Annotated in this window: 18 protein-coding genes and 1 tRNA gene; 10 read left to right on the top strand and 9 right to left on the bottom strand. The window is 70.1% G+C overall.

All coding sequences use genetic code 11. The features are described from left to right. Positions 1 to 45 precede the first annotated feature (45 nt). A tRNA-Leu gene (locus tag RS82_RS19040) sits at positions 46 to 128 on the bottom strand. Positions 129 to 175: 47 nt separating this feature from the next. On the opposite strand from RS82_RS19040, the gene RS82_RS19035 reads away from it, so the two are divergent. Continuing rightward, the gene (locus tag RS82_RS19035; RefSeq protein ID WP_157005684.1) at positions 176 to 799 is read left to right on the top strand and encodes an ANTAR domain-containing response regulator; all 624 of its coding nucleotides are present in this window, start codon (positions 176 to 178) and stop codon (positions 797 to 799) included. 68 nt (positions 800 to 867) lie between these two features. Here the strand turns inward: RS82_RS19035 and RS82_RS19030 are convergent, their stop codons facing one another. Further along, the gene (locus RS82_RS19030; RefSeq protein WP_045302437.1) at positions 868 to 1,299 is read right to left on the bottom strand and encodes a hotdog fold thioesterase; all 432 of its coding nucleotides are present in this window, start codon (positions 1,297 to 1,299) and stop codon (positions 868 to 870) included. A gap of 62 nt (positions 1,300 to 1,361) precedes the next feature. On the opposite strand from RS82_RS19030, the gene polA reads away from it, so the two are divergent. Together polA and RS82_RS19020 are read left to right on the top strand one after the other, a co-directional pair. Continuing rightward, positions 1,362 to 4,019 carry a DNA polymerase I gene (polA, locus tag RS82_RS19025; RefSeq protein WP_045302435.1) on the top strand — a complete coding sequence of 886 codons (2,658 nt, stop codon included), beginning with the start codon at positions 1,362 to 1,364 and terminating at the stop codon, positions 4,017 to 4,019. A gap of 80 nt (positions 4,020 to 4,099) precedes the next feature. After that, entirely contained in the window at positions 4,100 to 5,773 is a 1,674-nt protein-coding gene (locus RS82_RS19020; protein ID WP_045302433.1) for a DUF885 domain-containing protein, read from the top strand. Here RS82_RS19020 and RS82_RS19015 read toward each other — a convergent pair whose 3' ends face one another. After that, positions 5,774 to 6,403, bottom strand: coding sequence for a phosphoribosyltransferase (locus RS82_RS19015; RefSeq protein ID WP_045302431.1), 630 nt, complete (start codon positions 6,401 to 6,403; stop codon positions 5,774 to 5,776). A gap of 91 nt (positions 6,404 to 6,494) precedes the next feature. Between RS82_RS19015 and RS82_RS19010 the strand changes: the two genes are divergently transcribed. From RS82_RS19010 to RS82_RS19000, 3 genes are read left to right on the top strand one after another with little or no spacing between them, the layout of a single operon-like run. Beyond that, on the top strand, positions 6,495 to 7,538 hold the full coding sequence (locus tag RS82_RS19010) for an LLM class flavin-dependent oxidoreductase (RefSeq protein ID WP_045302430.1): 1,044 nt from the start codon (positions 6,495 to 6,497) through the stop codon (positions 7,536 to 7,538). 36 nt (positions 7,539 to 7,574) lie between these two features. Next, a complete protein-coding gene (locus RS82_RS19005; protein WP_045302429.1) occupies positions 7,575 to 8,927 on the top strand; it encodes an MFS transporter in 1,353 nt (450 codons plus the stop codon). 42 nt (positions 8,928 to 8,969) lie between these two features. Beyond that, positions 8,970 to 9,731 carry an SGNH/GDSL hydrolase family protein gene (locus tag RS82_RS19000; RefSeq protein ID WP_045302427.1) on the top strand — a complete coding sequence of 254 codons (762 nt, stop codon included), beginning with the start codon at positions 8,970 to 8,972 and terminating at the stop codon, positions 9,729 to 9,731. 4 nt (positions 9,732 to 9,735) lie between these two features. Here the strand turns inward: RS82_RS19000 and RS82_RS18995 are convergent, their stop codons facing one another. Beyond that, on the bottom strand, positions 9,736 to 10,305 hold the full coding sequence (locus RS82_RS18995) for a dihydrofolate reductase family protein (RefSeq protein WP_045302425.1): 570 nt from the start codon (positions 10,303 to 10,305) through the stop codon (positions 9,736 to 9,738). A gap of 90 nt (positions 10,306 to 10,395) precedes the next feature. On the opposite strand from RS82_RS18995, the gene RS82_RS18990 reads away from it, so the two are divergent. Beyond that, entirely contained in the window at positions 10,396 to 10,785 is a 390-nt protein-coding gene (locus RS82_RS18990) for an ArsR/SmtB family transcription factor (protein ID WP_045302423.1), read from the top strand. Beyond that, positions 10,778 to 11,224, top strand: coding sequence for an SRPBCC family protein (locus RS82_RS18985; protein WP_045302421.1), 447 nt, complete (start codon positions 10,778 to 10,780; stop codon positions 11,222 to 11,224). The genes RS82_RS18990 and RS82_RS18985 overlap by 8 nt, the downstream gene beginning before the upstream one ends. A gap of 6 nt (positions 11,225 to 11,230) precedes the next feature. Here RS82_RS18985 and RS82_RS18980 read toward each other — a convergent pair whose 3' ends face one another. From RS82_RS18980 to RS82_RS18970, 3 genes are all read right to left on the bottom strand, one after another. Then, the gene (locus RS82_RS18980; RefSeq protein ID WP_045302419.1) at positions 11,231 to 12,067 is read right to left on the bottom strand and encodes a carbohydrate kinase family protein; all 837 of its coding nucleotides are present in this window, start codon (positions 12,065 to 12,067) and stop codon (positions 11,231 to 11,233) included. Further along, a complete protein-coding gene (locus tag RS82_RS18975; RefSeq protein ID WP_211255972.1) occupies positions 12,067 to 12,981 on the bottom strand; it encodes a pseudouridine-5'-phosphate glycosidase in 915 nt (304 codons plus the stop codon). Before RS82_RS18975 ends, RS82_RS18980 begins: the two co-directional genes overlap by 1 nt. A gap of 77 nt (positions 12,982 to 13,058) precedes the next feature. Next, positions 13,059 to 14,348, bottom strand: a complete 1,290-nt coding sequence (locus tag RS82_RS18970) for an MFS transporter (RefSeq protein WP_211255971.1) — start codon at positions 14,346 to 14,348, stop codon at positions 13,059 to 13,061. A gap of 264 nt (positions 14,349 to 14,612) precedes the next feature. Between RS82_RS18970 and RS82_RS18965 the strand changes: the two genes are divergently transcribed. Beyond that, positions 14,613 to 14,876 carry a DUF6458 family protein gene (locus tag RS82_RS18965; RefSeq protein ID WP_045302415.1) on the top strand — a complete coding sequence of 88 codons (264 nt, stop codon included), beginning with the start codon at positions 14,613 to 14,615 and terminating at the stop codon, positions 14,874 to 14,876. Between the two features lie 50 nt (positions 14,877 to 14,926). Here RS82_RS18965 and RS82_RS18960 read toward each other — a convergent pair whose 3' ends face one another. Next, complete coding sequence (locus RS82_RS18960) at positions 14,927 to 15,637, bottom strand: GNAT family N-acetyltransferase (protein WP_045302412.1); 711 nt, start codon at positions 15,635 to 15,637, stop codon at positions 14,927 to 14,929. 84 nt (positions 15,638 to 15,721) lie between these two features. On the opposite strand from RS82_RS18960, the gene RS82_RS18955 reads away from it, so the two are divergent. After that, positions 15,722 to 16,288: a TetR/AcrR family transcriptional regulator gene (locus RS82_RS18955; protein ID WP_045302410.1), complete on the top strand. Its 567-nt coding sequence runs from the start codon at positions 15,722 to 15,724 to the stop codon at positions 16,286 to 16,288. A 24-nt stretch (positions 16,289 to 16,312) separates the two neighbouring features. Here the strand turns inward: RS82_RS18955 and RS82_RS18950 are convergent, their stop codons facing one another. Beyond that, the gene (locus RS82_RS18950) at positions 16,313 to 17,179 is read right to left on the bottom strand and encodes an AraC family transcriptional regulator (RefSeq protein ID WP_045302879.1); all 867 of its coding nucleotides are present in this window, start codon (positions 17,177 to 17,179) and stop codon (positions 16,313 to 16,315) included. Between the last annotated feature and the right edge of the window lie 3 nt (positions 17,180 to 17,182).

Genomic DNA, 17,182 nt, shown 5'->3' with positions numbered 1-17,182 from the left:
TCTACTCAGCGGTCGCGTCCTGGACCTGCTGCGAGAGTCCGGGGGTGCCGGTGGTGGGAGTCGAACCCACACGCCCTTGCGGGCAACCGAGTTTGAGTCGGTCGCGTCTGCCATTCCGCCACACCGGCCCGCGCGCCATGCCGCGCGTCCGGGATTGACCATACCGTAGGATTCAATGGTGACTGAGCAGGAGCAGACCGCCGCATCGACGGCATCCACCCCCCGCCGCGTCGTGGTCGCCGAAGACGAGTCGCTCATCCGACTCGACATCGTCGAGATCCTCCGCGACAACGGATACGACGTCGTGGGCGAGGCCGGCGACGGCGAGACGGCGGTGGCCCTCGCCACCGAGCTGCGTCCCGACCTGGTGATCATGGACGTGAAGATGCCGCAGCTCGACGGCATCTCCGCCGCCGAGAAGCTCAGCAAGAACCACATCGCCCCGGTCGTGCTGCTCACCGCGTTCAGCCAGAAGGAGCTCGTCGAGCGCGCGAGCGAGGCAGGCGCCCTCGCGTACGTCGTCAAGCCCTTCACGCCGAACGACCTGCTGCCGGCGATCGAGATCGCCCTGGCCCGCTACGAGCAGATCATCACCCTCGAGGCCGAGGTCGCCGACATGGTCGAGCGCTTCGAGACCCGCAAGCTGGTCGACCGCGCCAAGGGCCTTCTCAACGAGAAGATGGGCCTGTCGGAGCCCGAGGCGTTCCGCTGGATCCAGAAGGCGTCGATGGACCGCCGCCTGACCATGCAGGACGTCGCGAAGGCGATCATCGAGCAGCTGGCGCCCAAGAAGGGCTGACCCTCACGACTTCAAGAGAAGCGGATGCCTCGTGACGAGGCATCCGCTTCTTCCGTCCCGGTGCGGGTTCAGACAGGCGGCAGTTCCTTGATGTGGTTCGTGATGCGCACGGTCGAGCAGCGGCGCCCGGCCTCGTCGGTGACGACGATCTCGTGGACGGCGAGCGTGCGACCGAGGTGGATCGGCGTGCAGACGCCGGTCACGATGCCCGACGTCGCCGAGCGCGTGTGGGTCGCGTTGATGTCGACGCCGACCGCGAGCTTGCCCGGACCCGCGTAAAGATTCGCGGCCATCGAGCCGAGCGATTCACCCAGAACCACGTAGGCGCCGCCGTGCAGGAGGCCGACCGGCTGGGTGTTCCCCTCCACCGGCATCGTGGCCACCGCGCGCTCGACGGAGAACTCGGTGAAGACGATCCCCATCTTCTCGGCGAGCGCGCCCATGCCGCGATTCGCGGCCCACGCGAGGCCGTCGACAGGGGAGGGGGAGTGCTCGGGCATGCGTCGCCTTCGGGTGCTGGGGCGGGAGATCGGGTGTCGCCGGCCCTGACTAGGCTTGCAGGGTGACGGACTCCGCAAAGCCTACCCTTCTCGTCGTCGACGGCCATTCGCTGGCATATCGGGCGTTCTACGCCCTCCCGGTCGACAACTTCTCGACGAAGGACGGCCAGCACACGAACGGGATCTACGGGTTCCTCGCGATGCTGATCAACCTGATCAAGGCGGAGAAGCCGACCCACCTGGCCGTGGCCTTCGACACCTCCCGGCAGTCCTTCCGCACCCGCGAGTACACCGAGTACAAGGCGAACCGCTCCGAGACGCCGTCCGAGTTCAAGGGGCAGATCCCGCTCCTGCAGGACTGCCTCGCGGCGATGAGCATCCAGGTGCTCCAGCAGGAGGACATCGAGGCCGACGATATCCTCGCGACCCTCGCGACGCAGGGCGCCGAGAAGGGGTTCCAGGTGCTGGTGTGCTCGGGCGACCGCGACACGATCCAGCTCGTGAACGACGACGTGACGCTCCTCTATCCGAACGTGCAGGGTGTCTCCCAGCTCAAGCGCTACGACCGCGACGCGGTCATCGAGCGCTACGGCGTGCCGCCCGAGCAGTATCCCGACATCGCCGCGCTGGTGGGCGAGACGAGCGACAACCTGCCCGGGGTGCCCAAGGTCGGCGAGAAGACCGCCGTGAAGTGGCTCACCCAGTTCGGCTCCCTCGACGCGCTGCTCGAGGGCGCCGACTCCATCAAGGGCGTCGTCGGCGGCAACCTGCGCGAGCACATCGAGGACGTCCGCCGCAACCGTCGCCTCAACCGGCTCCTGACAGACGTCGACCTGCCCCTGGGCCCCGACGATCTCGAGGTGCAGCCGATGGATGCGCAGGCGGTGCGCGACATCTTCTCTCGCCTCGAGTTCAAGACCCTCATCCCGCGTGTGGCCGAGCTCGCGGGCATCGAGCAGCAGATGGCCGCGGTCACGTCGGCGGCTGCCGAGCTCGCGCCCGTCGCGCAGGAGCTCGCCCCCGCCGACTTCGCGGCCTGGCTCGAGAGCGCGACCGGTGAACTGGGTGTGACGATCGCGGTCGAGGGCGGGCTCCCGGCACGCGTCGGCGTCGCGACGAAGGATGCCGCAGCCGAGGCGTCGTGGACCCCCGAGCTCGCGGCGGCCCTCGCACCGTGGCTCACCTCCGATGCCCCCAAGGTCTTCGCCGATGCGAAGCCGCAGGTGAAGGCGCTGCGGCGTGCGGGCCTGCGCCTCGGCGGGCTCGCTCTCGATGTGATCCTCGCCGGCTGGCTGCTGCGCCCGAGCTTTCCCGACAAGACGCTCGCCGATCTCGTCGACCGCTACCTCGACGAGAAGCTGCCCGAGTCCGACCCGACGCAGCTCGTGCCCGAGACCGAGGGCGCGACGACCGGCCAGCTGTCCTGGTACCTGATGCGCGTGGCGGCGGCGGTGCGCGCGGAGCTGCCCGAGAGCGTGGCAGCCGTCCTCACCGACATCGAGCTGCCGACCCTGCACACGCTCGCCGACATGGAGCTCGCGGGCGTCGCCGTGTCGCACGCCACCCTGTCGCAGTTCTCCGGCGAGCTCGGCACCCGCGCCGACGCGCTCGCGCAGGAGGCGTACGCGGCGATCGGCCGCGAGGTGAACCTCGGCTCGCCGAAGCAGCTGCAGGAGGTGCTCTTCGAAGAGCTGCAGCTGCCGAAGACACGCAAGACCAAGACCGGCTATTCGACGGATGCCGCGGTCCTCGCTGATCTGCAGGAGACCAACCCGCATCCGTTCCTCGACCTGCTGCTCCAGCACCGTGAAGCGACGAAGCTGCGGCAGATCATCGAGTCGCTGGACAGCGCGATCGGCGGCGACCGCACGAGCGGAGCCGACGGCCGCATCCACACGACCTACGTGCAGACGGGCAGCCAGACCGGCCGCCTGTCGAGCACAGATCCGAACCTGCAGAACATCCCCATCCGCACCGAGGAGAGCCGCCGCATCCGCTCGGCGTTCACGGTCGGCGACGGGTACGAGACGCTGCTCACGGCGGATTACTCGCAGATCGAGATGCGCATCATGGCGCACCTCTCGGAGGACCCCGGCCTCATCGAGGCCTTCAACTCCGGAGAAGACACGCACCGTTTCGTCGGCTCGCGCGTGTTCGGCGTCGCACCCGAAGACGTGACACCCGCGATGCGCACGAAGGTCAAGGCGATGTCGTACGGCCTCGTGTACGGGCTGTCGGCGTTCGGGCTGTCGAAGCAGCTGCGCATCGAGCAGTCCGAGGCGAAGCAGCTCATGATGGAGTACTTCGCGCGCTTCGGCGCGGTGCGCGACTACCTGCGCTCGTCGGTCGAGCAGGCGCGTATCGACGGCTACACCGAGACGATCTTCGGCCGCCGCCGACCGTTCCCCGACCTCGCGAGCCCCAACCGCGTGCTGCGAGAGAACGCCGAGCGCGCCGCGCTCAACGCGCCGATCCAGGGCAGCGCCGCCGACATCATGAAGATCGCGCTCTTCCACATCCACGACGACTTCGCGGCGCAGGGGCTCGGCTCGCGCGTGCTGCTGCAGATCCACGACGAGCTCGTGATCGAGGTGGCCCCGGGGGAGTGGGATGCCGCCGAGCAGATCGTGCGCACCCGTATGGGCGACGCCGCGCAGCTGTCGGTGCCGCTCGACGTGCAGATCGGTCGCGGAGACGACTGGGACGTCGCCGGTCACTGATCCGTCGATCCTCGTCGGCGGGCTCACGGCACCGGGATTCTCGTTTGTCGGCACCGCGTCCCATGCCTAGGCTCGGTGCTATGACAGACGAAACCCGCACGCCCACGCAGATCGACAAGATCGCTGATGCGTGGGTCGACACCCTCGCCGAACTCGAGCCGACGCTCGCGACCTACATCGGTCGTTCCGAGTACAACGACCGGTTCGGCGACTACAGCCCGGCCGGCCAGGAACGGCTTGTCGAGGAGGGCCGCAAGACCCTCGCCGCGCTCGATGCCGCGACCGCCGACGACGACGTCGACGTCGTGACGAAGGAGGACCTCTCTCGCGAGATCCAGCTGGAGCTCGACCTGCACGACGCCAAGTGGCACCTCCGCGACCTCAACGTGATCGCCTCCCACGCGCAGAACATCCGCTCCGCGTTCGACCTGATGCCCACCGCGACCGCCGACGACTGGTCGGTCATCGCGAAGCGTCTCGGCGCCGTCTCGGGGGCGGTCGGCGGTTACATCGAGACCCTCCGCGAGGGCATCGCGCAGGGTGTGGTGCCGGCTCGCCGGCAGGTCACCGAGGTGGCGACGCAGGTCGCCCGCTACACCGCCGACAGCGGCTTCTTCGCAAGCTTCGCCGCCGACGCCGCACCTGAGGAGGGACAGCTGCCCGCCTCCCTCGCACGCGACCTCGCCGACAACGCCAACGCCGCTCGCGTCGCGTATGACGAGCTGGCCGCATTCCTCACGAGCGAGCTCGCCCCTGCCGCGTCCGAGAAGGACGCCGTCGGGCGCGAGCTGTACGCGCTGCACTCGCGCCGCTTCCTCGGCGCCACGATCGACCTCGACGAGACCTACGAGTGGGGCGTCGAGGAGCTCGCGCGCATGGTCGCCGAGCAGGAGTCGATCGCGAACGAGATCAAGGCCGGCGCATCGGTCGAGGAGGCCGTCGCGTTCCTCGAGCAGGACACGAGCCGCAAGCTCTACGGCACCGAGGCGCTGCAGAAGTGGATGCAGGAGACCAGCGACCGCGCCGTCGCCGAGCTCGGCAAGACCCACTTCGACATCGCCGAGCCGATCCGAAAGCTCGAGTGCATGATCGCACCCACCAAGGAAGGCGGGATCTACTACACCGGCCCGACGGACGACTTCTCGCGTCCCGGCCGTATGTGGTGGTCGGTGCCCGAGGGCGTCGAGGACTTCGACACGTGGCGCGAGCTCACGACGGTGTACCACGAGGGCGTCCCGGGCCACCACCTCCAGATCGCCCAGGCGGTCTACAACCGCGCGCAGCTGAACACCTACCGCCGCCTTCTCGGTGGCACGTCGGGCCACGCCGAAGGCTGGGCGCTCTACGCGGAGCGCCTGATGGAGCAGCTCGGCTACCTGTCCGATCCCGCCGACCGCCTCGGCATGCTCGACGGTCAGCGCATGCGCGCCGCCCGCGTCGTGCTCGACATCGGCGTGCACCTCGAGAAGCCGCGTCCCGACGGGCAGGGTCCGTGGGACGCCGACTTCGCGCTCGAGTTCATGCTGCGCAACGTCAACATGCCGGACGAGTTCGTGAAGTTCGAGGTCAACCGCTACCTCGGCTGGCCGGGTCAGGCGCCGTCGTACAAGGTCGGCCAGCGCATCTGGGAGCAGCTGCGCGACGAGGTCGCCGAGCGCGAGGGCGACGCCTTCTCGATCAAGCAGTTCCACAAGCGCGCGCTCGACCTCGGCGGTGTCGGACTCGACACGCTGCGCTCCGCGCTCTCGCGCTGATCAGGCGCCGGGGTCGTGGCGCAGCAGCGCCACGACCTCGGCGTCCGTCGTCTGGCGGAAGTCGTCGTAGTACTGGCCCACCGCCCAGAAGTCGGCTTCGCGATACGGGCACACGAACACATCGACGGCGTCGGCCGGCGGCTCCCACTGCTCCGGCGCGACAGGAACTGCCAGCACGATCTGCTCCGGGTCGCGGGCACGAAGAGCGCGGCACGCCGCGATGGCGGTCGCGCCGGTGGCCACGCCGTCGTCCACGACGATCGCGGTCCGCCCCGACAGCTCCACGGACGCCGAGCCGAAGGCATCCGTCCGCCGTGCCAGCTCGTCGCGCTCCACGGCCTCGACGCGCTCGAGATCGCGCGAGGACATGCCCGCCCACCGCATCGCGCCGGGCGTGACGATACGCACCCCGTCCGCGATCGCGCCCACGGCGTATTCCTCGTGGCCCGAGGCGCCGAGCTTGCGCACGACGACCGCGTCGAGCTCGAGTGCGAGCGCGTCGGCGACCGCCGCGGCGACCACGACGCCGCCCCGGGGGATGCCGAGGACCACGGCATCCGTACCCCGCCATCGTTCGAGCTCTGCGGCGAGCTCGCGCCCGGCGGACCGGCGATCCGCGAAGGGGATCATGCCTCCACGCTACGCTCGCGGGGTCCGGACGTCTCGGGAATGCCCGGCCCGCTCCGCCGGTTCATGCAAGCGCATAGAAGGAGAAGCACACATGACCTCTATCGATCCCGCCACGATCGAGCTCGGACTCGACACCTTCGGCGACGTGACCCGCGACCCCTCCGGGGAGCTGATCAGCGGCGCGCAGACGATCCGCAATGTCGTCGAGCAGGCCGTGCTGGCCGATCGCGTCGGACTGTCGTTCTTCGGCGTGGGGGAGCACCACCGCCGCGAGTTCGCAGTGTCCAGCCCCGAGATCGTGCTCGCCGCCGCGGCGGCGCGCACGGAGCGCATCCACCTGGGAACCGCTGTCACCGTGCTCTCGAGCGATGACCCGGTGCGCGTCTTCGAGCGGTTCGCGACCCTGGACGCGATCTCGAACGGTCGCGCCGAAGTCATCCTCGGCCGCGGGTCGTTCATCGAGTCGTTCCCGCTGTTCGGCTACGACCTGCGCGACTACGAGACGCTGTTCGACGAGAAGCTCGACCTCTTCTCGCACCTGCTGACCGAGAAGCCCGTCACGTGGAACGGGACGCTGCGGGCATCCCTCGACGCCGCCGACGTGTTCCCCAAGACCGAGGCCGGCCTGCGCGCGTGGGTCGGCGTGGGCGGCACCCCGGAGTCGGCGGTGCGGGCCGCACGCTACGGGTACGGCCTCATGCTCGCGATCATCGGCGGTCCTGCAGGGCGCTTCGCGCCTTTCGCGGAGCTGTACCGCCGGTCGCTCGAGACTTTCGAGCAGCCGCAGCTGCCGGTCGGGGTGCACTCGCCGGGCCACGTCGCCGAGACGGATCAGCAGGCGTGGGACGAGGCGTACGAGGGCTTCGAGGCGATGAACAACTCGATCGGCCGCGAACGCGGCTGGCCGACGTACAACCGTCTTCGCTTCCAGCACGACGTCGGGCCCGAGGGCGCGCTGTACGTGGGCTCGCCCGAGACCGTCGCCCGCAAGATCGCCGACACTGTGCGGACTCTCGGCGCATCCCGATTCGACATGAAGTTCTCGACCGGCACGCTGTCGCACGAGAAGATGATGCGCTCGATCGAGCTGTTCGGCACCGAGGTCGCCCCTCGCGTGCGCGACATGCTGTCGTGAGCCCCGCGCGGGTTCCGGCATCCGTAGCATGACGCTATGACGGATGCCGCAACCCGCGCGTCGTCGACGCTCTCGCAGCGTCTCGACCGCCTGCCGTTCACCCGCACGCACCTGCGCGTGCTCACCGGATCGGGGATCGGGTGGGCGCTGGACGCGATGGACGTCGGGCTCATCTCCTTCATCATCGCGGCGCTCGCAGCGCAGTGGAGTCTGACGCCGATCGAGGCGAGCTGGATCGCCTCGGTCGGGTTCGTGGGCATGGCGATCGGTGCGAGCGTGGGCGGACTCCTCGCGGATCGGTTCGGGCGCCGCCAGGTGTTCGCGCTGACCCTCCTCGTGTACGGGGTCGCAACGGGTGCGAGCGCGCTCGTGGGCGGCCTCGCCGCACTCCTGGTGCTGCGGTTCCTCGTGGGGCTGGGGCTGGGCGCCGAGCTGCCGGTCGCGAGCACCTATGTGAGCGAGTTCGCTCCCGCGCGCATGCGGGGGCGCCTGATCGTGATCCTCGAGGCCTTCTGGGCCGTGGGGTGGACCCTGGCCGCGCTCGTCGGCTACTTCGTGATCCCCGCATCGGAGAACGGCTGGCGCTGGGCGTTCGCGCTCGGCGCGATACCCGCGGCGTACGCGCTCATCGTGCGCTGGGGCCTTCCCGAGTCGGCGCGCTGGCTCGAGCGGCGCGGGCGCTTCAGTCAGGCGGAGTCGGTCGTGCGCACGTTCGAGGCTGCCGCCGGCGCCGCAGCGGCACCCGCGTCGGGGCGGCCGGCGGTTCCTCCTGCCGCCGCGACGTCGCTAGGGCAGCGACTTGGCAGTCTGTGGTCGGCCGAGTTCCGCGTCCGCACGGCCTGCCTGTGGCTGGTGTGGTTCTGCGTCAACTTCTCGTACTACGGCGCGTTCATCTGGATCCCGTCGATCCTCGTGGCGCAGGGGTACGACCTCGTGCGGTCGTTCGGCTTCACCCTGATCATCACGCTCGCACAGCTGCCCGGCTACGCGGTGGCGGCGTGGCTGATCGAGGTGTGGGGGCGCCGGGCGACGCTCTCGGTCTTCCTCGTGGGTTCGGCGGTGTCGGCGATCTTCTTCGGCACCGCCACCGGAGCAGGCGCCGTCATCGCGGCCGGTATGGCGCTGTCGTTCTTCAACCTCGGCGCGTGGGGTGCACTGTATGCGGTGACCCCAGAGATGTACCCGACGTCGCTGCGCGCGACAGGCTCGGGCTGGGCGGCCGGCGTCGGGCGGATCGCGTCGATCGTGGCGCCGCTGGTCGTACCTCCGCTGCTCTTCGCCGGCGGCGCACCCGTGCTGTTCGTGGTGTTCGCGGTCTTCTTCGCGGTGGCAGCGGCGGCGGCCTGGGGACTCGTGGATCGGCGCGGCGTCGCGCTCGACGACCGGTGACGCCGGCCGGTCGCACGTCGAGCCGGACGTAGGCTTGAGCCCGTGGCATCCGTTCGATACGTCGCGATCGGCGACTCCTTCACCGAGGGTGTGGGCGACGAGCTCCCCGACGGACACGTGCGCGGCTGGGCCGACCTCGTGGCGCAGGGCTGGGCGAACGCCACCGATCAGCCGGTCGAGTACGCGAACCTCGCGATCCGCGGCAAGCTCGTCTGGCCGATCGTCGAGCAGCAGCTCGAGCCGGCGCTCGCGCTCAAGCCGACGCACCTGTCGTTCAACGGCGGCGGCAACGACATGCTGCGTCCGCGCACCAGCGTCGCTCAGGTACTCGCGGCCTTCGAGACGGTGCTGCGCCGCTGCGACGAGGAGGGTGTCCAGCTCATCGTGCTCTCGGGGGCGAATCCGACGGCCCAGCTGCCGCTGAAGCGCGTGATCCAGCGACGCGGCGACCTTCTGTCGTACGCCGTCGAGGCACGCCTCGCCGCGCGCACCGACGTCGTGCAGGCGTACAACTGGTTCGACGAGGAGCTGGCCACGCCGCCCTACTGGTCCGAGGACCGCCTGCACATGAACGCACGCGGACACCATCGCGTCGCCGCGCGCGTGCTGAGCTCGCTCGGTGTCGAGCCGGTGCCGGAGTGGTGGTCACAGCCGCCACTGCCCCCGATGGGACCCCGTGGCGCGGCCTACTACCGCGAGCACGTCGGCCCGTGGGTGCGGCGGCGGCTGACGGGGACGTCATCCGGCGACGGCCGCGAACCGAAATTCGGTCAGTGGACCGAGATCGCCCCGGCCGGCTGGTAGGCGCTCATTCGGCGCCACCGGTCACCGCGTAGGTGAGTTCGGCGAAGGCACCTGCCTGCCGCACCGCGGTGAGCCGCAGCCGGTCGGCACCGATGCTGCGGGGGAGGAGCGGCTTGCCCGACGGCAGCGTGGCGGGCGCGATCGAGACGCGGATCTCGTCGAGGAGGCCCGCGTCGGCGAACTGGCCGGCGAGGTCGCCGCCGCCGACGATCCACACATCGCCATCGCCCGCCGAATCGCGGATCTGCGGCCACGCCTCGCGGACGTCGCCGGAGACGAACCGGATGTCGACGCCCGCGACCACGGGCTGCTGCTTGCTCGTGAACACCCAGGTGGGGCGGTCGCCGTAGTAGGACGGCCACTTCTCGGGGTGCGCGACGAGGTCCTCGTGCTCGAGCACCCACCGGTAGGTCGACGAACCCTGCACCAGCACGCCGATGCCCGCCAGGAACCGCTGGAAGTCGTCGTCGCCACCCTCGCCGCCCGGTGCGGCGAAGAGCCACTCCAATGAGTCGTGCTCGTCGGCGAGGAAGCCGTTGAGCGTGGTGGCGGTGTAGAAGACGACGCGAGGCATGCGGTCACCGTAGCGCGCATCTCGGACAAAGGCTTTACGACATATTCAACCGAGTAGTACAGTACCGAATAGTTGAATACAGGAGGCGAGATGACCGACGCACTGAGCCGCACCTTCGCGGCACTCGCCGACCCCACTCGTCGCGCGATGCTCGCGCGGCTGAGCCAGGGCGAGGCGACGGTGGGGGAGCTCGCCGAGCCGTTCGACATGACGTTCGCCGCCGTGTCGAAGCACCTCCGCGTCCTCGAGGGAGCGGGGCTCGTGACCCGTGGCCGAAACGCCCAGTACCGACCGGCCCGGCTCGACGCGCGACCCCTGGCGGCAGCATCCGTCTGGATCGGGGGCTATGCGCAGTTCTGGGAGGACAGCCTCGGCGCCCTCGAGCAGTACCTCAACGCCCTGCAGCAGCTGGGCGCTCCCCGCACGACACCGACCGGCGGCCCCGCCGCACCCACTGAGAAGGAGAACGACCATGACTGAGTACTTCACCGTCACCCGCACCCTGCAGGCTCCCCGGGAGCTGGTCTTCGAGACCCTGACCAAGCCCGAGCACTTCGCCGTGTGGTTCGGCACCGCGGCCGTCGAGGTGCCTCAGGACAGCCTCACGATGGACGTGCGTCCCGGCGGCGCCTTCCGCGCCGTGATGCTGCTGCCCGACGGCAACCGGATCGACTGGGCCGGGGAGTACAAGGTCGTCGAGCCGCCCTCGCACCTCGCGATGACGCTCACCGACCAGCCCGGCGACGACGCGGGGCTGCCCGTGCTCTTCGACCTGGAAGAGGCCGGCGAAGGCACCGTGCTCACCATCCGCCAGGACCGAAGCGACTTCTCCGACGAGCAGGTCGCCGCGACGATCGCCGGGTACAACTCATTCATCGACGACATCGAGCGCGTGCTGGAGAGCCTCCAGAGCGCCTGAACGCCGTCACAGCGCGCCCGGGCGGCGCAGCGCGCTCATCGCGAGCACGCTGCCCGCCCGGGCGCTCTCGCGTGAGTCGGCGCCGGCCAGCGCCGCCACGATGTAGCCCGCGGCGAAGGCGTCGCCTGCGCCCGTCGAGTCGACCACGTCGTCGACTCTGTCGACGGGCACCGCGGTCGTCTCGCCGTCCGCGGAGACGAGCACGGGCTCCGCGCCGCGCTTGACCACGTACACGCCGGCCGGCGCGACCCCGAGCTCGTCCGCTGCGGCCGCCTCGTCGGCGTTCGCGAAGACGACATCGGGCTCGAGCTCCGCCAGCAGGCGACGCAGCCGCTCGCCGCCCAGCGTGCGCATCATCGCGACACTCGACAGGTCGAGACTCACGCGGGCGCCCCCGGCAGCCGCGCGGGTCGCAGCATCCGTCACCGCCCGCGCGGAGAGGGGCGACGCGAAGCCGTAAAGCGGCAGGTGCACCCAGTCGGCGTCGGCGGTCCACGACGGATCGATGCGATCGAGCTCGGCTGCCGCGCCACGGTCGGTGATCATGGTGCGCTCGCCCACGGCGTCGACGAGCACCACGATCGAGCCCGTGCGGCCGTGCCGCTGCACCTGGACGTCGACGCCGGCGGCTTCGAGCGCGGCGACGAGCGCGACGGCCAGCGTGTCGTCGCCGACACGGCCGATGAAGCGGGACGGATGCTGCGTCGCCGCCGCGACCGCGACGTTCGCGGCGCTTCCGCCCCGCGTGAGACGCACTTCGGCGGGGTTGTCGGTGCCGCGCTCGAGCGTCGCGCCGCCGAGGACGATGAGGTCGGCGACGAGGTCGCCGATGACGACGAGCATCAGGCGTCGCCGGCGAGCGCCCGCGCGATACGGGCGCCGAGGTCGACGTTGCCGCGGTACACCGCGACGTTCACCTCAAGGCTGCGCCCTGCCGTCTCGCGCTGGAAGAAATCGAGCAGGAACGGTGTGGTGTCGTGGCCCGACACGCCCTCCGCGGCGGCCGCGGCGAGCGCCCGCGTCAGTACGTCGTCGTGCAACGCCGGGTCGAGCTGGCGATCGGCGGCGACGGGGTTCGCGACCAGCAGTGTCGACGAGATGCCCAGCGCGTCACGGGTGCGCGCGATCGCGGCGATCTCGGCGGGGGAGTCCACCGAGTACTCCACGTCGTAGCCCGAGTCGCCGACGTAGAAGCCGGGGTAGTCGGTGGTGCGGTAGCCGACCACGGCGAGGTTCAGCGTCTCGAGCCGTTCGAGGGTCAGCGCGATGTCGAGGATCGACTTGACGCCCGCACTCACGACCACGAGCGGAAGCCCGGCGAGGGTCGGCAGGTCGGCGGACTCGTCGAAGGTCTGCGCGGCACCCCGGTGCACTCCGCCGAGGCCGCCGGTCGAGAACACGCGCACGCCCGCCCGCGCCGCGAGGTGCGCGGTCGCGGCGACGGTCGTGCCCGCGCTGAGCCCCTTGACCACGGCGACGGGAACGTCGCGCACGCTCGCCTTCACGACGCCGTCGGCGGTCGAGAGGCGCTCGATCTCGTCGGGCGACAGGCCCACGGTGGGGCGTCCGTCGACGAGGCCGATCGTCGCCGGCACGACGCCGAGTGCGCGGACGCGGGCCTCGGCTTCGAGGGCGACCGTCAGATTGCGCGGCCGCGGCAGGCCGTGCGTGAAGATCGTGGACTCGAGCGCGAGCACGGGATCGCCCGAGGCGACGGCGTCGCGCACCTCCCGAGCGATGACAAGGGGATCGGACACGGGCACCCTTTCGATCCAGGCAGTTCGTCCGAGCCGGACAAGGACACAGTATCGAGCGGATGCCGCGACCCCCGGGGTCAGCCGCGCGGGCGGCGCCGCGCGCGGGGCGGATCCATTCCGAGGCGGATGCGCGTGCGCTTGCGCTCGATGACGATGAAGACGCTGCCGAGCGCCCAGAGCGGCACCTGCATGAGGAACGCGAGACGGAAGGCATCGAGGTTATAGGTCGCGGGCGTTCCCGCACCCTGGAGGTCGAGCGCGAGGCCGATGAGGAGGATCGCGAGGAGCGCCGCGAGGAAACCGCCCGCGTTCGTCACCCCGGTCGCGGTGCTGAGGCGGTGCGACGGATTGTGCGTGCGGGCGTGGTCGAACGCGATCATCGACGCGGGTCCGCCGGTCGCCAGGGCGACAGCGAGTGCGAGCAGGAGCCACAGCGGCGCTGGCCCCGGGTAGGCGATCACGACGAGCCAGGCGATCGCCTGCACGGCGACGGTGGGCAGCACGAGCGCCCGCGAGCGCAGGTGGGGGATGCGGCGCGACAGCTCGCCCATGATCGGCCCGAGCGCCATGCCCACCACGACGTACAGCGACATGATCGACGCGGCCTCGGCCGTCGTGCGCCCCTCGCCCGCAGTGAGGAAGGGCATGCCCCACAGCAGCACGAACGCGGTACCCGCGAACGGCGTCGTGAAGTGCGACCAGAACGCCAAGCGGGTACCCGGGTGCGCCCAGGCCGCACGGATGCCGACCCCGGTGTCGACCGACGACGTCACGACCCGGATCGCGCCGGTGTCGGTGTCCACCGACACGTCCTCGTCGCGGTCGGGCGGGTGGTTGCGGATGAGCAGGAAGACGAGGATCGCGAACAGCACGCCGAGCCCGGCGATGCTGCCGAACGTGATGGTCCAGCTGGTGGCGTGCAGCAGCGCCGCGAGCGGGATCAGCGCAACCAGCTGTCCCGCCTGGCCCACGATGCCCGTGAGCTGCACCATGATCGGGCCGCGCTGCGCGGGAAACCACGTCGCGATGAGTCGCAGCACACCAGGGAAGACCGCCGCATCTCCGGCGCCCAGCAGCATGCGCGCGAGGATCGCCACACCGACGCTGGGGGAGATCGCCATGGTCAGCTGTCCCACCGCCATCAGCAGCATCCCGACCGTCATGATCGGCCGCGCGCCATATCGGTCGAGAAGGACGCCGATCGGGATCTGCATCCCGCCGTACACCGCGAGCTGCACCACCGCGAACATCGACAGCGTCGCAGCGTCCGCGTCGAAGCGCGCCGCGGCGTCCACGCCCACGGCGCTCAGCGACGAGCGGTTCGTGATCGCGAGGACGTACGCGGCGACGCCGACGGTCCAGATCACCCAGGCATATGCTCCCGGCCCCGTCGCGCGAGGGCGGGACAGACTGTGCACCCTTCCACAGTAGTCACCGCGACGGATGCTGCCGCTCGCGCCCGCCCATTCACCGGGCCGTCCGGCGGGGGAGCCGAGCAGCGCCTTTGCGGCAGCATCCGTCTCCTGTCAACCCCCTCCCTGATTCAGCTGGGGATGCGGGAGCGTAAGCGCGGGACCATTCGTCCCGATACAGGGGAGGGCCCTCGCCGCGCCCCGGAAAGGACACCTCGCATGAGTATCGGAGCAGGCATCGCCCTCTTCGCCATCGGAGCGATCCTCGCGTTCGCGGTGAACGTGGAGGTCGAGTGGGTGAATCTCGACATGATCGGCTACATCCTCATGGGTGCCGGAGCCGTCATCTTCCTGGTCGGCATCGTGCTGATGGCCCGTCGCCGCCGCACGGAGACCGTCACACGGACCGCCGTCGACCCCACCGTCAACGAGCAGGTCACACGCCGGAGCACGAGCACGACGGACGACGCCGCCGGACTCTGAACAACGGCTCTCCGGCCGCGGGCGCTGCGGCGCCCGCGGCCGGAATCGTTTCAGGGCGAGGCGTGCTGATCGTCAGGGTCGGCGGTCGCCTGTATCGACGCTCGGAACGCTTCGACGCCACGCGTCTCGATGGGCGCGCCGAGGGTCGCGGCATGATCGCCGCGAAGAGACTCCCAGCGCTCGCGCGACATCACGAAGCGGTTGTGCAGCACGGCGACGCCTTCGCGAGCCACATTCAAGGCGCCGTCTGACTCGTAGCCCACACGCCGTGACACGGCGTTGGACGGACCGTTGTCGACGAAGGCGCCCGACGTCGCCTCGCGCGCCCCGAGGCCCTCGAAAGCGAGATGCAGGGCGAGCATGCGCATACGGGTGCCGATCCCGCGCCCCTGGTGAGCGCGCCCCAGCCACGATCCTGTCGTGACACGGCGCAGCACCGGCCACTCATTCGCCGTCAGACCCTGAACGCCGGCGGGGATGCCGTCGTGCAGGACCGCGAGCTCGAGCACGAACGCATCGGGGGAGACGCGGCCTCGGATGCCCCATTGGAACGACAGCACGCTCCGCGCCACATCGTCGGCTGCGCCTCGCGACCACGGGTGCTCGAACGGCATCATCTCAGGATCATGGATGCCTCGACCCGCCAGTTCCGCGAGCTGCACGAGGAGTGCGTCGTCGATCCAGCGGAGCTCGAGGTCGCCCGCGCGCACCGACACCGCCGAGGCGGGCCAGAGCCGGGCGAGCGCGTCGGTGTGCGGCATCCCGGAAGTCTGCCAGACGGCTGAATCAGGAGGTAGAGTGACCATGCGCCCATTATCAATGGGCGATTGCCCATTAGGAGTGGAATGCCGACCGGTCATGCGCTTCAAGACGCCCGCGGAGTCTTGCTGGACGCAGGACGAGATGTTCTCGCGACGCACGGCGCTGCCGCGCTCACCAGCAGGTCGATGACGGAGAAGTCCGGCGTCGCGAAGGGTGTCCTGCACCGCCACTTCGAAGACTTCGATGCGTACGTCGCGGCATTGGTCGCGGACGAGGCCGTTCGCATCCAGGCGATCGAGCCGCGTGTGGCGGACTCCGCCGCGGCGGCGACGACGGATGTGATCGAGCAGACCTTCACCTCGACGATGCTCGGGCTCGTGAGCCTCGTCATCGGCCGCGCCAGCGTGCGGCGGCGCGTCGGGGATGGCTCGCCCGGCATTCCGCTCCTGGGCGATGCGACGACGGCTGTCGCCGACGTCCTCGCCGCGGGGCGCGAGGTCGGCTGGATCCGGGAGGACGCCGACGTTCCCGTTCTGGCGTTGGCGCTCGCAGGCAGCGCCTATCTCCTGTCCGCGGGGGCATCAAGCGCCCTTCCGGATCACGAAGCGGTGCGAGAAGTCGTCGAGTCGATCCTCGCAGCCTCTCTCTGAACCCAGCCGGAGTTCGACCCGGCCCTACTCGCGCTCGACCGGAAGCCAGAGCTCGCACGTCGCGGTACTGAAGTCGGGGGAGCGGTCGAGCACCGCCACGATGGACGGGCCCGGGCGCAGTCGCCAGGGGTTGGAAGGGAACCATTCGCTCGCCGTTGCGGCCCAGGTCGATTGAAGTGCGGCGGGGTATGGGCCTTCCGTGCGGAAGACCGCCCACGCGCCGGCCGGAACCTCGATCACATCGAGATCATCGGGCGGGGAGACGTCCTCACCGACCGCGACGCCGTGGAGGTAGATCAATTCGCTTCCCTCGGTGTAGTCGGCGTCCACGTCGGCGCTCACCTGCAGCAGCCCAGCCGGCTCGGTGCTGCTCAGCTCCTTGAGCCGGGCGTGCTCGGTGACGGGCAGAGAGACGATGTGGGCCTGGATGTGCGGATTGACGCCTTCGTGGATGAGAGGCACGCGTGCGGCATGACCGATCAGCAGGAAGGCCGGTCGGTCGGCGATACGGGTGTCCATGGGTGTGTTCCCTTCTACGGTCAGGCGGAACCTGAGCTGCGGTTGCGATCGAAGGGGACCGCCGTCGCGGCGCACATCAGCGGGGCTCGCACCGTGCACCGCCCGGAACGCACGACCGAACGCCTCGGTGGAGCCGTAGCCATGGCGCACCGCGATGTCGAGCATCTCGCCGTCGCCGAGCACATCGGCAGCAGCGACCGTCATTCGCCGACGCCGGATGTACTCCGAAAGCGGCATGCCCGCCAGCGACGAGAACGTGCGACGCACGTGGTACTCGGTGGTGCCGAGGCTCGCGGCGAGCCCGGCGAGGTCGACGTCGTCCGACAAGTCGGCTTCGGCGACCTCGATCACCCGGTTGAGAATCGCGATCACGGT

It is taken from the genome of Microbacterium trichothecenolyticum, from assembly GCF_000956465.1.
GTDB lineage: Bacteria > Actinomycetota > Actinomycetes > Actinomycetales > Microbacteriaceae > Microbacterium > Microbacterium trichothecenolyticum.
Note: the sequence above shows the minus strand (reverse complement) of the source record. Positions and strands in the feature narration are given on the sequence as shown.

Bases quoted from the DNA above. Each gene is read 5' to 3' on its own strand.
- RS82_RS18980 (WP_045302419.1), bottom strand. From the start codon at position 12,067: ATGCTCGTCGTCATCGGCGACCTCGTCGCCGACCTCATCGTCCTCGGC.
- RS82_RS18990 (WP_045302423.1), top strand. From the start codon at position 10,396: ATGACCGACGCACTGAGCCGCACCTTCGCGGCACTCGCCGACCCCACT.
- RS82_RS19020 (WP_045302433.1), top strand. From the start codon at position 4,100: ATGACAGACGAAACCCGCACGCCCACGCAGATCGACAAGATCGCTGAT.
- RS82_RS19010 (WP_045302430.1), top strand. From the start codon at position 6,495: ATGACCTCTATCGATCCCGCCACGATCGAGCTCGGACTCGACACCTTC.
- RS82_RS18995 (WP_045302425.1), bottom strand. From the start codon at position 10,305: ATGCCTCGCGTCGTCTTCTACACCGCCACCACGCTCAACGGCTTCCTC.
- RS82_RS19015 (WP_045302431.1), bottom strand. From the start codon at position 6,403: ATGATCCCCTTCGCGGATCGCCGGTCCGCCGGGCGCGAGCTCGCCGCA.
- RS82_RS18965 (WP_045302415.1), top strand. From the start codon at position 14,613: ATGAGTATCGGAGCAGGCATCGCCCTCTTCGCCATCGGAGCGATCCTC.
- RS82_RS19005 (WP_045302429.1), top strand. From the start codon at position 7,575: ATGACGGATGCCGCAACCCGCGCGTCGTCGACGCTCTCGCAGCGTCTC.
- RS82_RS18960 (WP_045302412.1), bottom strand. From the start codon at position 15,637: ATGCCGCACACCGACGCGCTCGCCCGGCTCTGGCCCGCCTCGGCGGTG.
- RS82_RS19035 (WP_157005684.1), top strand. From the start codon at position 176: ATGGTGACTGAGCAGGAGCAGACCGCCGCATCGACGGCATCCACCCCC.
- RS82_RS19030 (WP_045302437.1), bottom strand. From the start codon at position 1,299: ATGCCCGAGCACTCCCCCTCCCCTGTCGACGGCCTCGCGTGGGCCGCG.
- RS82_RS18955 (WP_045302410.1), top strand. From the start codon at position 15,722: ATGCCGACCGGTCATGCGCTTCAAGACGCCCGCGGAGTCTTGCTGGAC.
- RS82_RS18985 (WP_045302421.1), top strand. From the start codon at position 10,778: ATGACTGAGTACTTCACCGTCACCCGCACCCTGCAGGCTCCCCGGGAG.